Annotated in this window: 14 protein-coding genes; 13 read left to right on the top strand and 1 reads right to left on the bottom strand. The window is 40.0% G+C overall.

Going from position 1 to position 13,112, the window contains the following annotated elements; genetic code table 11:
- Window positions 1-133 precede the first annotated feature (133 nt).
- From VB077_RS13250 to VB077_RS13265, 4 genes are all read left to right on the top strand, one after another.
- The gene (locus VB077_RS13250; protein WP_323415727.1) at window positions 134-325 is read left to right on the top strand and encodes a hypothetical protein; all 192 of its coding nucleotides are present in this window, start codon (window positions 134-136) and stop codon (window positions 323-325) included.
- A 141-nt stretch (window positions 326-466) separates the two neighbouring features.
- On the top strand, window positions 467-1,195 hold the full coding sequence (locus VB077_RS13255) for a Crp/Fnr family transcriptional regulator (RefSeq protein ID WP_323415728.1): 729 nt from the start codon (window positions 467-469) through the stop codon (window positions 1,193-1,195).
- Between the two features lie 122 nt (window positions 1,196-1,317).
- Window positions 1,318-3,198: an aryl-sulfate sulfotransferase gene (locus tag VB077_RS13260; protein WP_323415729.1), complete on the top strand. Its 1,881-nt coding sequence runs from the start codon at window positions 1,318-1,320 to the stop codon at window positions 3,196-3,198.
- A gap of 161 nt (window positions 3,199-3,359) precedes the next feature.
- On the top strand, window positions 3,360-3,572 hold the full coding sequence (locus VB077_RS13265; protein WP_323415730.1) for a hypothetical protein: 213 nt from the start codon (window positions 3,360-3,362) through the stop codon (window positions 3,570-3,572).
- Window positions 3,573-3,663: 91 nt separating this feature from the next.
- Here the strand turns inward: VB077_RS13265 and VB077_RS13270 are convergent, their stop codons facing one another.
- Entirely contained in the window at window positions 3,664-5,052 is a 1,389-nt protein-coding gene (locus VB077_RS13270; RefSeq protein WP_323415731.1) for an ABC1 kinase family protein, read from the bottom strand.
- Window positions 5,053-5,215: 163 nt separating this feature from the next.
- Here VB077_RS13270 and VB077_RS13275 point away from each other — a divergent pair, with 163 nt between their 5' ends.
- From VB077_RS13275 to VB077_RS13315, 9 genes are all read left to right on the top strand, one after another.
- Window positions 5,216-5,494: a hypothetical protein gene (locus VB077_RS13275; RefSeq protein ID WP_323415732.1), complete on the top strand. Its 279-nt coding sequence runs from the start codon at window positions 5,216-5,218 to the stop codon at window positions 5,492-5,494.
- 253 nt (window positions 5,495-5,747) lie between these two features.
- Window positions 5,748-6,125 carry an adenosylmethionine decarboxylase gene (gene speD / locus VB077_RS13280; RefSeq protein WP_323415733.1) on the top strand — a complete coding sequence of 126 codons (378 nt, stop codon included), beginning with the start codon at window positions 5,748-5,750 and terminating at the stop codon, window positions 6,123-6,125.
- 211 nt (window positions 6,126-6,336) lie between these two features.
- Window positions 6,337-7,065 carry a geranylgeranyl pyrophosphate synthase gene (locus VB077_RS13285; protein WP_416337064.1) on the top strand — a complete coding sequence of 243 codons (729 nt, stop codon included), beginning with the start codon at window positions 6,337-6,339 and terminating at the stop codon, window positions 7,063-7,065.
- Between the two features lie 209 nt (window positions 7,066-7,274).
- Complete coding sequence (gene tatC / locus VB077_RS13290; RefSeq protein ID WP_323415735.1) at window positions 7,275-8,030, top strand: twin-arginine translocase subunit TatC; 756 nt, start codon at window positions 7,275-7,277, stop codon at window positions 8,028-8,030.
- 12 nt (window positions 8,031-8,042) lie between these two features.
- The gene (locus VB077_RS13295; protein ID WP_323415736.1) at window positions 8,043-8,471 is read left to right on the top strand and encodes a Sec-independent protein translocase subunit TatA/TatB; all 429 of its coding nucleotides are present in this window, start codon (window positions 8,043-8,045) and stop codon (window positions 8,469-8,471) included.
- Window positions 8,472-8,494: 23 nt separating this feature from the next.
- Window positions 8,495-9,463, top strand: coding sequence for a polyprenyl synthetase family protein (locus tag VB077_RS13300; protein WP_323415737.1), 969 nt, complete (start codon window positions 8,495-8,497; stop codon window positions 9,461-9,463).
- Between the two features lie 263 nt (window positions 9,464-9,726).
- A complete protein-coding gene (locus tag VB077_RS13305; RefSeq protein WP_323415740.1) occupies window positions 9,727-10,410 on the top strand; it encodes a 4Fe-4S dicluster domain-containing protein in 684 nt (227 codons plus the stop codon).
- 59 nt (window positions 10,411-10,469) lie between these two features.
- Window positions 10,470-11,429 (top strand): NrfD/PsrC family molybdoenzyme membrane anchor subunit, encoded by a 960-nt coding sequence (gene nrfD / locus VB077_RS13310; protein ID WP_323415738.1) that lies wholly within the window; start codon window positions 10,470-10,472, stop codon window positions 11,427-11,429.
- Window positions 11,430-11,587: 158 nt separating this feature from the next.
- The gene (locus tag VB077_RS13315) at window positions 11,588-13,030 is read left to right on the top strand and encodes a transposase (protein ID WP_323415739.1); all 1,443 of its coding nucleotides are present in this window, start codon (window positions 11,588-11,590) and stop codon (window positions 13,028-13,030) included.
- Window positions 13,031-13,112: the final 82 nt, after the last annotated feature.

Here is a 13,112-nt window from a genome sequence, read left to right on the forward strand (position 1 = left end):
AAATACCCCTTTAGGGGTGGCAAAGGTGGCAAAGACAAGTAGCTTGAACGTATGTGAAAGCCAGCGTCTTTAGGCGCTGGTCAGTAACAAAGGCTTATAGCCTTATCCCAAACCACCCGTTGGACGGGTGGTGATGATTTGCATCGCTCAAATCGTTTTCTTTGCGCTTCTCACACCGGCCGCTTCTCCTTATTGCGGTATGATGCATGCGCGGCGTGACCTTATTAGTATGAAGCAAATTTTAAAGATGGGTTTTCCAATGGTCATTATTGGTTGGTTAATGTATACGGTTCTTGGGTTCCCATTGTCTCAAATCCTTTTCTGATCATCTAATCATTGATCCATGACGAAGCACTGCTGAGATGCATAGGAATTACCCTAGGTTATGGCCAAACGGGTAATTCCTTTTCCCACTTGATGAATTTATTAAACTCCTTATCGATAAAAATTTAGAAAGCTGGGATCCATGGTGAATAAAGCAAAAGAATTAGAGGAATTTATTACCCAATCGATTTATTTTGGAGAAACGACCCTTCAGAGTGAAGGTGTATCTTCGAAAGTGTGGGACAAATATTTGTCTTTAGGCCGCAGACTCCACAAGCCTAAGGGAGATATTATCGTCAATATCGGTGAAAATCCCGGCGGCCTCTATTTTATTCAAAAAGGGGACGTCCAATGCAATTTATTGAGTAAAGAAGATACGATTAAAACCATGAGCATCAGAGGGGAAAGAACCATCGTTGGCGAACAATTTGTTTTCCATCATCAGCCGGGAATTTTTGAGGTAATTGCCCTCAAAGACTGTGAGTTATATTATTTTTCCAGGGATGTAATCCTTAATTTAGCACAGAAGGATATTCAATTATTGTTATTTATCAGTACAAGCTTAGCCGTGACTTCGCGCATGATGGCTTACCAAATTTCAGATTTATCAAAGCATAACATTATCCAAAGTTTAGCGAGAATTCTTTATAGTATCTATTGTATAGAGGAAAAAAGGGGTTTTCCCGATAAGTCGATCATTATCAACATTACTCATGAAGAACTGGCCAACATGATGGGGACTCATCGTGTTACGGTGACCAAATATTTAAACCATTTTAAAGCATTAGGGATTGTTGATTATAAATATGAGAAAATTAGGGTTATAAATCAAGATAAATTAAGGAACTTAGCCATAGGCGGTCTTGAGTAAAATAAATAGGCAAAGTTTTTAAGGTAGATTGTAATTGTGAACACAAAGTAAAATATAGAACTGTGCTATGCTTAAATCAAGCAGCCCAAGAATGATTAATTATTTGAAAAGAGGAGATAGCCTTGAAAAATTATTTGGAAACAGAAAAACACTTAATCACGTTGCAATTTGAATCCGAACAAAAATATTTATCTGAATTCAGATCAGGAAACTATACTTTAGAAAATCCACTTGTCGTCGAAAATCCCTATCTGATTAATCCTCTTGCCGCAGTCATTTGTTTTAATACCGATAAAGAAACGACTGTGAAAATTACGGTTAAGGGTAAAGCGGTAGAGGGTGATTTTACCCATACCTTCCCAGCAGCTAAAGAGCATATATTACCGATCTATGGATTATACGATAATTATGAAAATACGGTTGTGATTACGCTCGGCAATGGTAAAACGTCAGAGGTTACAATTAAAGTCGATGAGTTAAATGTCAATAGGGCTCTGTATTGCCATACCACTGCAGAATATTTTGGCAAAGACCTTATGGTAATCTCGACGACTACACCTTTAATTGATTCATGCCGAACGGTGGGTTTTGATTATGCCGGTGATATAAGATGGATGATAACCAATATGCAAAGTTGGGATATCAAAAAGCTTGCGAACGGAAGGCTTCTCTATACATCTTACCGGACCATTCAAAAACCTTACTATTGTGTCGGCCTTATGGAAATGGATTTTAGCGGTAAAATCTATAAAGAATATCGCTTACCGGGCGGGTTCCATCACGATGCCATAGAATTAGAAAATGGGAATATCTTAGCGGCGTCTGATAAGGACTTTAATGAATCTGTTGAAGATTATGTCGTTGAATTGGATCGAAAAACAGGAAAGATTGTTAAGTCATGGAGTCTGTTAGATATTTTACCGAGGGAAAAAGGAAATGCGGGAGATTGGAATTACCATGATTGGTTCCACAACAACGCCGTTTGGTATGATAAACCTACGAATTCAATAACCATGTCAGGCCGACATAAAGATGCCATCATCAACTTCAATTATGATACAGGTAAATTGAACTGGATTCTCGGTGACCCCGAAGGCTGGGGCGAAGAGTGGCAAAAATATTTCTTCAAAAATGTGACCAAAGGCGATTTCGACTGGCAGTATGAACAACATGCGGCCATGATTTTACCGAATGGAAACGTATTCGTCTTTGATAACGGAACCTATCGTTCGAAGAATGAAGCCAATCGAATCGATCCGGAAAAGAACTTCTCGCGAGGGGTTATCTATAAAATCGATACTGAAAAAATGGAAATCGAACAAGTATGGCAATACGGTAAAGAAAGAGGAGCGGAATTCTATTCCCCCTATATCAGCAATGTCGATTACTATGGTGAAGGACATTACATGGTTCACTCCGGAGGGATTGCCACCTACAGAGGAAAACACACGGATGGATTGGGCGCCATGCTTTTAAATAAGTACAAAGGAGAGCATATCCATCTCACACTGAGTGCTACTACGGTTGAAATCCAAAATGATGAAATAAAATACGAACTGAGGGTTGAAGGCGGCAATTATTACCGCGCAAGAAGGCTTGCCTTATATGAAGAAAGAACTAATTTAGAATTGGGCAAAGGAGAATTCTTAGGCGGATTTGGAGTAACCCCGGAATTTATGAAGATTAAATTTAAAGATGTGGAAGGCGGAGTTCCGGCTAAACACAACTTATCCTTAGTTCTTGAAGAAGACCGCTTGGCGCTGCGGGCAACATTTAGGGAAGGATCGGAAGTAATCCTCGAGTTTAAAGGCGAGAACGAATCAAAATTCTACTCTATACCGACGGTAGTTCATGATGTTACCGCAGCCTGTGTTTCTTTTGAGGAACAAAACGATAATGACTTCCAATTCTATGTAAGCAGGGAAGGAATATCGGGTGATTTCGATGTTTATCTAAATATTGATAATAAGAGGTATAACACCGGTTATTCTATAAAATTGTAATTAACGCGCTGAGTGATCTCTAAGAGCAGGATGCTCCCTTAAAGCAGACAGATTAAACGAAAAAATAATCTGCTGTCGAAAGGGAGCATTTTATTTGGATTTAAACAATTTAACATATTTTGGGGTTATCCATATAATGGAATTAGGAGGAGGGAAAAAAGATGTTTTTAGGCAGAAATCGATTTATGGGCGGTCCAATGAATGAAGCAGAAGGCGGAGCTGTGGACCCAAGCGCGATGTTTCTTAATCAAGCGAATCGTCCTATCCCCAACGGAATGCAACGCTTCTTAAACAAAAAAGGCATTAATTCTCAGGAAGATCTATTCAATCGTCTTCAATATGCTCCCCGAGTGTCGTTTAGAAGAGCACGCTAAAAGAAGTATAATTCATCTCTACAAAGGATAAATCTACTCTAGAAGCAGCCTTTTAATAAGGTCTTGTTTCGGAGTAGATTTATCGTGGTTTTTAACCCTTACGGTTAATAGGCAAAAAGGGGTTAAGAGGGAATAGGGTTTTCGTTATTCTTGTTAAAAAACGGATTGGATTAAATTTATCCCAGAGCAGTCGGCGAGTGTAGGGTTTAATTTGCCCAACCAAACTAAGGTTAGGATCCATTTGATGCAAGATACCCTCCAAGGTTAATAAACACTTTGCAATCAGCACGTATTCTGAAGGAATATAGATTCGGTGATCATTAATGATATTAAAGAAGTCTTGAATGGCTTCCCCTAATCCGCCTCTGCTTTGCGGATTTAATAAATATTTTGAGCGCATCCCTGAAATATCTTGCAAAAATTGCGTACGATCCATCTGCTCCGGAATGATTCCCATTTGGGCAATCACTTGCAAGAGGCGATCGTTTTTTTTAGCGATAAGGGAGTCAATAAGATCGGCCAGCTGATGACGCATGGAATTCGTTAATGTTCCTACAATGCCAAAATCGATCAAAGCAATCTTCCCGTCAGGTAAGATCAGGATATTTCCGGGATGAGGATCCCCATGAAAATAACCGACGATTAGGATTTGATGAAGAATACCTTGACAAAGTTGTTCAGCGATCAGAGAGAGATTATGTTCAAGGGATGAACTTTGAACATTAACCATTTGGCGGAGGGGAGTACCCGGGATAAATTCTTGAGTAAGGACTGAGGCAGTGGAAAACTCCCAATAAATTTTGGGGATAATAAACGTTTTATTGTATTGGGTGAGTTTCTCTGTATTTTTCCCTTCATTTAAGAAGTCGAGTTCTTCCAATAGCGTTCTTGAGAATTCCCTAAAAATTGTCTGAAGGGGATAGCTTTTTCCCCATTCTGTCCGTTGTTCAAACTGAACGATGAGGAATCCGAAGATCTCCAAGTCAATTTCTGCGATTTCCCGAAGATGGGGACGTTGAACCTTTACAACAACCTTTTCTCCGGTCTTTAATACAGCCTGATGGACCTGAGCGATGGAGGCTGCTGCGAGTGGTATAGGATTAAATTCCAGGAAAATTGTATCTAAGCGCTGCTGAAGTGAAGTTTCAACAAGCTGTCGTATTGTCGCGAAGGGGAGCGGACGAACTTGATTTTGAAGTTGGGTTAATTCCTTGATGATGGGCTGGGCAATAAGATCAGAGCGGGTACATGCCAGTTGTCCTAATTTAATAAAGGTTGGCCCAAGCTCAGTTAGTGCCCCCCTTAACCGGACCCCAATACCCCCTAGCTCCGTTTCGGAATAGCGGCGGTTTGAGCGGCCTAGACCGAGGATGGGAGGAAGAGGAATGTTCTCGAGTACGAAATAGCCTAAGCCGTAACGCAGAAATATAGAGATGATTTCCGAATAGCGGGCAAGATGCCGCAAAGGTATTTCATTCATAATAATGTTCTCCGCTCATTAGAAATTAGCTTCAATTAAATCTGCAATCTAAACCATTTTATGTGTGGAAAAAAATTTTGGACCAATAAATTCAAAGTTGAAATTTTTGAAAAAATATATGGTAAAATTATAATTAAAAGTTTAGGGAGGTTTTATGATGCTAGTGTATGATCCTTATACGGGTAAGAGATCCATTGTAATCTCCAATTTTAAAGAAGCAAGCGGGGTTGCTTTTAGAGAAGGTGCAAAGCTAATCAAAATGTTTAGCGAAAAACCAATAGAAATTGGTGGGGAAGTTGCAAAAAGGGCTTTTGCAAACGGAAGAGACGCCTTTGATAAAGCTGCGGATAAGACTAAGAAATATCCGCGAACAGGACTTCTGATTGCCTGCGGTGTAGGCTTTCTTCTCGCAAAATTGCTTAAGTTTTCAAGCGCAAAGTGAATGACATGAACAAAAACCCCTAATCCCCATATAATATATACATAGGGAAGTAATCTGGAGGAAAACGCTTAAAAGTAGACTATTCCTGTATTTTTTTGCGTATGACTTTAGTTTAAGCTGGAATATAATATTTTTTATTGACAACGTGCTACTTTATGCTAAAATTGTTTTCGATGGAAATTTGGGACATTGGTAAAAATTCGTCTCGGATTTCTTCCTATTTTGTAAAAGAAAAGGGGGCAACGATGACAAGATGAGCAATTCTCTGGGACGTCATGTGTTGGCTGAGATTTATGGTTGTAGTTTCGATATTTTAAATGACCGCGAAAAAGTCGAAACGATAATGGTCAACGCAGCCCTGGAAGCAGGAGCAGAGGTACGTGAGGTTGTATTTCATAAGTTCAGTCCTCAAGGAGTCAGCGGCGTTGTAGTTATTTCAGAATCCCATTTAGCCATTCATACATGGCCGGAACTTGGATATGCAGCCGTAGACGTCTTCACGTGCGGGGATCGTGTCAATCCCTGGGATGCCTGCAATTATGTAACTGAACAATTTAAAGCGGGTCATATGACCGCGACGGAAATGAAACGTGGAATTGTTGAGAGCCCAATGGAAGCGGTAAATCTTTAGGAGGGATATTTATTTTATTCCAGACTAAGATGTTGGCTGTTTAATAGGCCTTGTGACAGGTTTGTTGCAAGGTCTATTATTTTCGGATATTAGTTTAATATCTTGTAGAAAATATGATCATAAATCCACGAATTATTTCACATAGAAGGAATTTCGGATTTATTATAGAATAATTCATAAGTTAGGCTTCAAAAGTTAAGGAGAGATGGCCTTGTTTCCACTCAAAGAAAGATTTATAAGGGAACTTGAAGAAATTAAAACGACTATGGATCGTGAGATACGATTCAAAGCGGCTGAATTTGAAGAACTAGTTGAATTATCTTCCGACGACTTAGACGAAAATGCATGTCCTTTGATCGTATTGGCCGTGAATCGCTCCTTTGGAGGGAAAGGCGGTCCGGCCGTTGCGCTGGCCATGATTATGCAATATATTTTTATGGCGGATCAGGTTCATCGCCTTATGAAGGATGATCCAAATTTAAAAGAAGAGAAACGACAGTTTCCCGTTCTAGTCGGAGATTTTCTTTATGGGAAATTCTTTTTAGAGTTATGCAAAAGCAAACTTTTAAATTTATTAGCACCTTTAGCTCAGGTAATTGCCGAGATGAGCGAAGCATCCATCTATCGTTGGCTTTCTATGAGTGAAAACCCCGGCGAAGATAGGCACATTGAGATTCTGAGAATGGAACGTGCCAGTATAACAGGGACAGCGGCACGTTTGAGTGCTCAGCTCGCCGGCTGCTCGGAGAAGGCACAAAATCGGTGTGAATCTCTGGGGCGGGAATTTGGATTAGCATGGGTTGCAAGGCATGATCATATGGAAAACCAAGTGGTCCAGCAAGCCTTGGCCCGGGCAAAAAATATCCTTCAAGAATTGCCGGAGTCAGAAGTTAAACCTCTTTATGAACTTTATCATTATATGGAAACAAGTTTGGTATAGTTAATTTAATTGTATATTATTATACAGTCTGTAATGATGATGGGAGTCTTTGTTTATCAGTTGAAGCTTCTTGTTTGGAACTGATACCGATTGCCGTCTTTTTTCTTGCAGTTTATTTTGTCAATGGAGGATTTACGTGCTAAAATTGAATAGGCTTTTGCACGGGCAGATCTTTTAACGCTAAACTTCGATGGGAAGGATGAGTAGAGATGCGTAGGCGGAAGGTTAAAGACGACAACATGCCTCTTATGGAGCATATTCGTGCCTTACGAAAAGTCCTTGTTGTCTCAGCATATGGTATAGCATTAGGAAGTGTACTGGGATGGGCTTTTAGTGATAAAATTTATGAATATTTAGCAAGTCCTGTTCTTGATCTTATTAGTGTATCTTTTGTTACGACAACCCCGATGGAACCGATCATGGTTAAACTTAAGGTTTCAATTGTGACCGGGATTGTTGTGGCTTTACCAATCCTTCTTTGGCAGCTTTGGTCTTTTATTTTACCTGCACTTAAGCAAAATGAGAAAAAATATCTTTATATAATTGTGCCGAGTTCTTTAGTTCTTTTTGTTCTTGGCGCCGCGTTTGGCTTTTATTTTGTGCTCCCCATCGGGGTGAAATTTTTATTATTCACAGGTGGGTCAATCCCCTCGACAACGATGGTGACCCAAAGTTCTTATCTCAGTTTTTTAATCACATTCATTCTGGTTTTCGGCATTCTTTTTCAGCTGCCTGTTGTTTTGCTCCTATTGATCCGAATGGGAATTGTTAGGCCGCAGACATTGGCTAAGAAGCGTAAATGGGCTTTTTTCGGGATCGTTGCCGTAACTATGTTTGTATCGCCCACACCAGACGTGGTAACCCAGTTTTTAATGGCCGGTCCGGTTTACCTGCTTTACGAAATCAGTATTTGGCTTGGATATATCGTAGTAAAGAATCGGGATAAAGCCTTAAGCGCATCGTAGGAGGGAAAATTTATGGGTTTTTCAATGTCTGAGCTCCTCGTTCTGATGGTCATCGGTTTAATCATCTTTGGACCTGATGATTTGCCGGATATTGCACGAACTGTCGGGAAATTTGTTTACGAAGTTAAAAAGATGTTTAATGATGCTTCAAAGGATTTCAAGGAAGCGACAAAAGATATTACGAAGGTTATCGATGAACCGGCTAATGTTATAAGCAAAACCCTTGAAGAAACGGTTAAGCCGGTTACGGATTTGAACAATATAATTTCTTCGAAGCAAAATAATACGGTCAAAGAGAGCGAAGCGAAAGAGGAACTTCATACTTATGATGAAGTTGAAAAATCCCCTTCCGAAACGATTGCAGAGGATCAGATTATAGAGGATCAAGATCCACTAGCCGGGCTGCCGGAAGATATGGTATCATATAAAGTTGAAAAATAAGGGTGCAAGCAGGTGAACCGGTTTTGAAACAATTATGGTTGTTTAATCAGATTAACTCAGACCTTCAACGTGTAGAAAAAGAGCTCCATCTGTTTATAGAAACGGATTTCCCAGTTCTTGAGGAGTCAGCGGTTCATTTGCTGGACGCCGGCGGAAAACGTTTACGTCCCGCATTTGCTCTCTTGGCAGGAAAATTCTACGGCTATCCTTTTGAAAGGTTGCTCCCTGTGGCTATGGCTTTAGAACTTATCCACATGGCAACATTAGTTCATGATGATGTCGTTGATGCTTCGGAAACGCGGCGAGGAAGGCCTACTGTCAAAGCAAAATGGGGAAATGTCGTTTCAATAGCGACAGGGGATTACCTATTGGCACGCTCTCTTGAACTCCTCGCTGAGATTGATGACCCGGAAGTGTCACGAATTTTGGCAGAAGTAAGTGTCGAAATGAGCAAGGGCGAAATTCAACAGATCAAAGCTTCTTTTGATGTTAACCAGAATCTCAAACAATATTATTATCGGATTAACCGTAAGACGGCGCTATTAATTGAAGCAAGCTGTAAATTAGGAGCTATTGTTTCCGACGCTCCTAAACGTCAAATATGGGCCCTTGGAAGGTATGGACATGATATCGGTATGGCTTTTCAAATTGTTGATGATTTGCTTGATGTCACAGCTGAAGCAAAGCAATTGGGGAAACCTGTCGGCGGAGATTTGCAACAAGGAATTATGACTTTACCGATGATTTTAGCCATTGAACGTTCCCCTCAAAAAGAGCGACTCGTTTATTTATTAGGGAAAGAAGATAAGTCGGATCAAGATATTGCAGAGGCGATTCAAATGATCAAGTCTTCCGGCGCAATAGAAGAATCCCTGCGCTATGTTGATCTTTATATTAATAAAGCGAAAACTTATTTACTCGAATTACCGAATGTTCCCACGCGAAAAGCCTTAGCAGACTTAGCCCAATTTATTCGGGATCGTCGGTTTTAACCGGTTCCCGCTTATCAATCCTTACAAAAGAGCATCTTTACCAAAGATGCTCTTTTGTATTAATTAGTAAATCAATAATAAAATAACAGTATTGTAAATATAGTGGTAAAAACAAGAGGAAATAAGAGATAGTACCTGATAATTCAAATATAAAACGTTTTTATTTATATACTGGTTATGATAATATTTAATAGTAAAACTGTAAATGCCTGGGAGTATGTGAGAATGTGTGGACAATTACGTGGAAAGGGGTTTGATTCATGATGTCAAAGCTTCATTCTAGAATTAACCTGACCCGGCGAGCAGTATTAAAAATTGGAGTTCTGACAACTGCATCGCTAGTCATTGGAGTCCCGCCTATTCGAAAGTTGCAGGTTAGCGATGTTCAGGCAGCGGATGCTGCCCAGAGCAGTCACAAACAGCTTGGTTTTTCTTATGATCAGAATAAATGTATTGGATGCAAACAATGCGTATATGCATGTAAAAAGGTCAACAAATGGGAAGCCGGAGTCGAGTGGAGAAAAGTCCATATCATTCAAACCGATAAAAAACCGATCTTTTTATCGATGAGCTGCAATCATTGTTCTGATCCGGCATGTCTTAAAGTTTGCCCTGTCGGCGCTTATAGCAAAAGGGAGAAAGACGGAATAGTTGTACATAACTCCGCCAAATGTGTTGGGTGCAAATATTGTATGTATGCCTGTCCTTATCATGCCCCACAATTTGGTGAAACGAGCGGTGCCATTTCTAAGTGCAGTATGTGTTACCAGAGAATTGACGAAGGTCAAAACCCGGCCTGTGTTGAAGCCTGTCCGGCAAAAGCTTTACAGTATGGAGATGTTGAAGAACTTAAAAAGATCGCCGGGGCTGTAACACAAATTGCAAATTTACCACCAGCGGAGATGACCAAACCATCGTTTTATATTATCCCCAAGAAAGATTCCTAAGGATCAATTGATCAATGGACTGATTCATAAATGATAATAAAGATTGGGAGGGAACAATCATGGGAGAAATTTGGGGATGGTTAATCGTTATCTATCTTTTTATGGGTGGGTTAGGAGCGGGGGCTTATCTAACCTCATTTGCTGCAGGAAGAGGCTGGATCGGGAAATCTCCGGCGCTCCAGCGCGTCGGTTATTATATCTCCGGACCCATTGTTGCCTTAGGAACATTGCTTTTGGTATTTGATTTAGGCCAAGGCCTGAAAAAACCATGGCTGTTGATTGGATTACTTATGAATCCACGTTCAATGATGACGTGGGGGGTATATATATTAGCTTGTTTTATCGTTGTTGCTCTGCTGGTTGGATTTTTCACATGGAAGAAGAAAGAAGTCCCGAAGGCGTTTATTTTTGTCGGGGCTTTTCTTGCTTTGGCAACGGGAACCTACACAGGACTCCTTGTCGCCGTAGTGGAAGCCGTACCTTTTTGGAATACATATCTGATGCCGGTTTTATTCGTAGTTTCTGCACTATCCACTGGAATATCAATAACCTCAATACTGAGTTATGTTATGGAAAAAGGACAGAAAACGGATGAACGAAAAGTATGTAAAATTCATATTGTCTTAGTCGGAGCAGAAATGATTCTTCTTGCGGCAATATTTGCCAGTATGTTTACGGGCAGACATGGAGCGGTAGGGGCTGAATCCGCAAGAATGATTTTCTCAGGTTCGCTTTCGCTGCCATTTTGGTTGTTGTTGGTAGGGGTTGGTTTAGTAATTCCGATTTTGGTTTTTATCGTGAATTATTTTAAGTTATCTCAGCATCAAAGCAAGGTACAGAGTAAGATTGAAGTTGTATCGGCAGCAAGTTATGAAGGACAGTCTAAAGCCTTAACCGAAGAATTCGATTGTTCGCGTTCGTTACTCACCGTTGATGCGGGAGTGATCATTGGTGGTTTTATTTTAAGATATGTCGTTATTTTTGCAGCACTTCCAATATGGAATGGTGTATTAAAATGAAAAAATAAATAAAAAAGAGTTTAATTTAAGTTTCGCACCCAATAAAATGGCTTAGATTTGACCTTAAAAAGTAAAAATAATAGTTAAAATCCGCATGAACACTAGGTTTTTGGTATAATTAAGTGTCCAACCAAATCAACCAAAAACGAGGTGTTATCATGCGGAAACCTATCAAAGAAATCGAAGATGTCCTTCAAAATCATGGTTATTCGATTGACACTATTATATTAAATGTGATGAAAACCTTCAAGCTTAAGACCCTTTGTTCCCGGGTCGGTTTCCGGAAACAGGATGGCTATAGTACTTCTGAGATTATTTCGATTATGCTGATGCTCCCTTTAATGCTGCTAAGCAGTATTCATGCCTTCTATAAAAGTGAGTTTCAGAAGGTTGCGGTGATGAAGAAGGATACTATCTATCGTTTAAAGAACAATGAGAAAATGCCTTGGAGACCTTTGCTGCTGGCTTTTGCGAAGCAGTTTCAACACTTAGTGAATCCTCAGAAAGAAGTTGCAGATAAATCAGCCTTCATTCTCGATGACACTACATTCACTAAAACTGGTCGTCGAATTGAACAGATATCCAGGGTCTTTGACCATGTCGCAGGAAGAAAAGGCCATAAACTGGGCTTTAAGGATTTAACCCTCGGTTTATTTGACGGGAAAAGCTTTAATCCGTTGGATTTCACGCTTCAAGCGGAAAAGCGGTTAAAGAAAGCCCGGCATCGCAAGGAACAATATAGAAAACAGCGGAATTCTAAATCATGTGGCGCCAAACGGATTCGTGAATGTCACGTCAGTAAAATTACCAATGGTCTTGCCATGCTCAAGCGAGCTGTAAAACAGGGATTTCGGGCTAAATATGTGCTCGTGGACAGTTGGTTCAGCAGCCATGAATTTATTCAAACCGTTCGAGGATTAGGCAAAGAACCCATGCACCTGATCTGCGGGATTCGGCAAGATGCCCGATACTACACTTATCACGAAGAATCTCTCAATGCTCATGAATTGCATAAGGTTTTGAAAAGCGAAGGAACAGAAAAACGTTGCCGTAAACGCAATACCCGTTACTATGAAGTCGTGGTAGATTATGAAGGAATCGGCAAAGTTAAACTCTTTTACTGTCGTTTCCCTTATCAAAAAAAATGGCGCTTGTTTCTTTCAACAGATACTTCGCTTGGATTTTTAAGCATGTTGGAGATTTACAGCGTCAGATGGACCATTGAAGTATTTTTCAAAGAAGCGAAACAGTACTTAAAGTTAGGGACTTGTCAATCGCGGGATTTTGATGCTCAGATTGCCCATGTCACCACGTGCTATCTTCTCTATATCCTGCTAGCCTATTTTAGGCGAGTCAATGCGTATGAATCCTTAGACGGGTTATTTGCGACAATCAAAGATGACTTAATTGAGAAAAACATGGCAGAGAGATTATGGGAAATGTTCGATGAATTGTTGCAAGTAGTGATCGACGGCATCGCCAAGTCAGGAATTATAGACATTTTGGAATTTAAGAATTCCGTTGAATATCAGTATCTAAAAGAGCTTTTCGAGAATTCTTTTTTAAATAATCAGCTAAAAAACGTTGAAAAGGCTAGCTAAAAAGTAATAACGAGTTGTAATTTACAATTTTGAGTTTGCAAAAACTTTACCTAATAGCACCTAAAGGGGTGCGAAACTTCAG

It is taken from the genome of Desulfitobacterium sp., assembly GCF_034927245.1.
GTDB lineage: Bacteria > Bacillota > Desulfitobacteriia > Desulfitobacteriales > Desulfitobacteriaceae > Desulfitobacterium_A.

Excerpts from the sequence above, each read along its gene's own strand:
- VB077_RS13250 (WP_323415727.1), top strand. The coding sequence starts at position 134 with ATGATTTGCATCGCTCAAATCGTTTTCTTTGCGCTTCTCACACCGGCC.
- VB077_RS13255 (WP_323415728.1), top strand. The coding sequence starts at position 467 with ATGGTGAATAAAGCAAAAGAATTAGAGGAATTTATTACCCAATCGATT.
- VB077_RS13265 (WP_323415730.1), top strand. The coding sequence starts at position 3,360 with ATGTTTTTAGGCAGAAATCGATTTATGGGCGGTCCAATGAATGAAGCA.
- VB077_RS13270 (WP_323415731.1), bottom strand. The coding sequence starts at position 5,052 with ATGAATGAAATACCTTTGCGGCATCTTGCCCGCTATTCGGAAATCATC.
- speD (WP_323415733.1), top strand. The coding sequence starts at position 5,748 with ATGAGCAATTCTCTGGGACGTCATGTGTTGGCTGAGATTTATGGTTGT.
- tatC (WP_323415735.1), top strand. The coding sequence starts at position 7,275 with ATGCGTAGGCGGAAGGTTAAAGACGACAACATGCCTCTTATGGAGCAT.
- VB077_RS13295 (WP_323415736.1), top strand. The coding sequence starts at position 8,043 with ATGGGTTTTTCAATGTCTGAGCTCCTCGTTCTGATGGTCATCGGTTTA.
- VB077_RS13305 (WP_323415740.1), top strand. The coding sequence starts at position 9,727 with ATGTCAAAGCTTCATTCTAGAATTAACCTGACCCGGCGAGCAGTATTA.
- nrfD (WP_323415738.1), top strand. The coding sequence starts at position 10,470 with ATGGGAGAAATTTGGGGATGGTTAATCGTTATCTATCTTTTTATGGGT.
- VB077_RS13315 (WP_323415739.1), top strand. The coding sequence starts at position 11,588 with ATGCGGAAACCTATCAAAGAAATCGAAGATGTCCTTCAAAATCATGGT.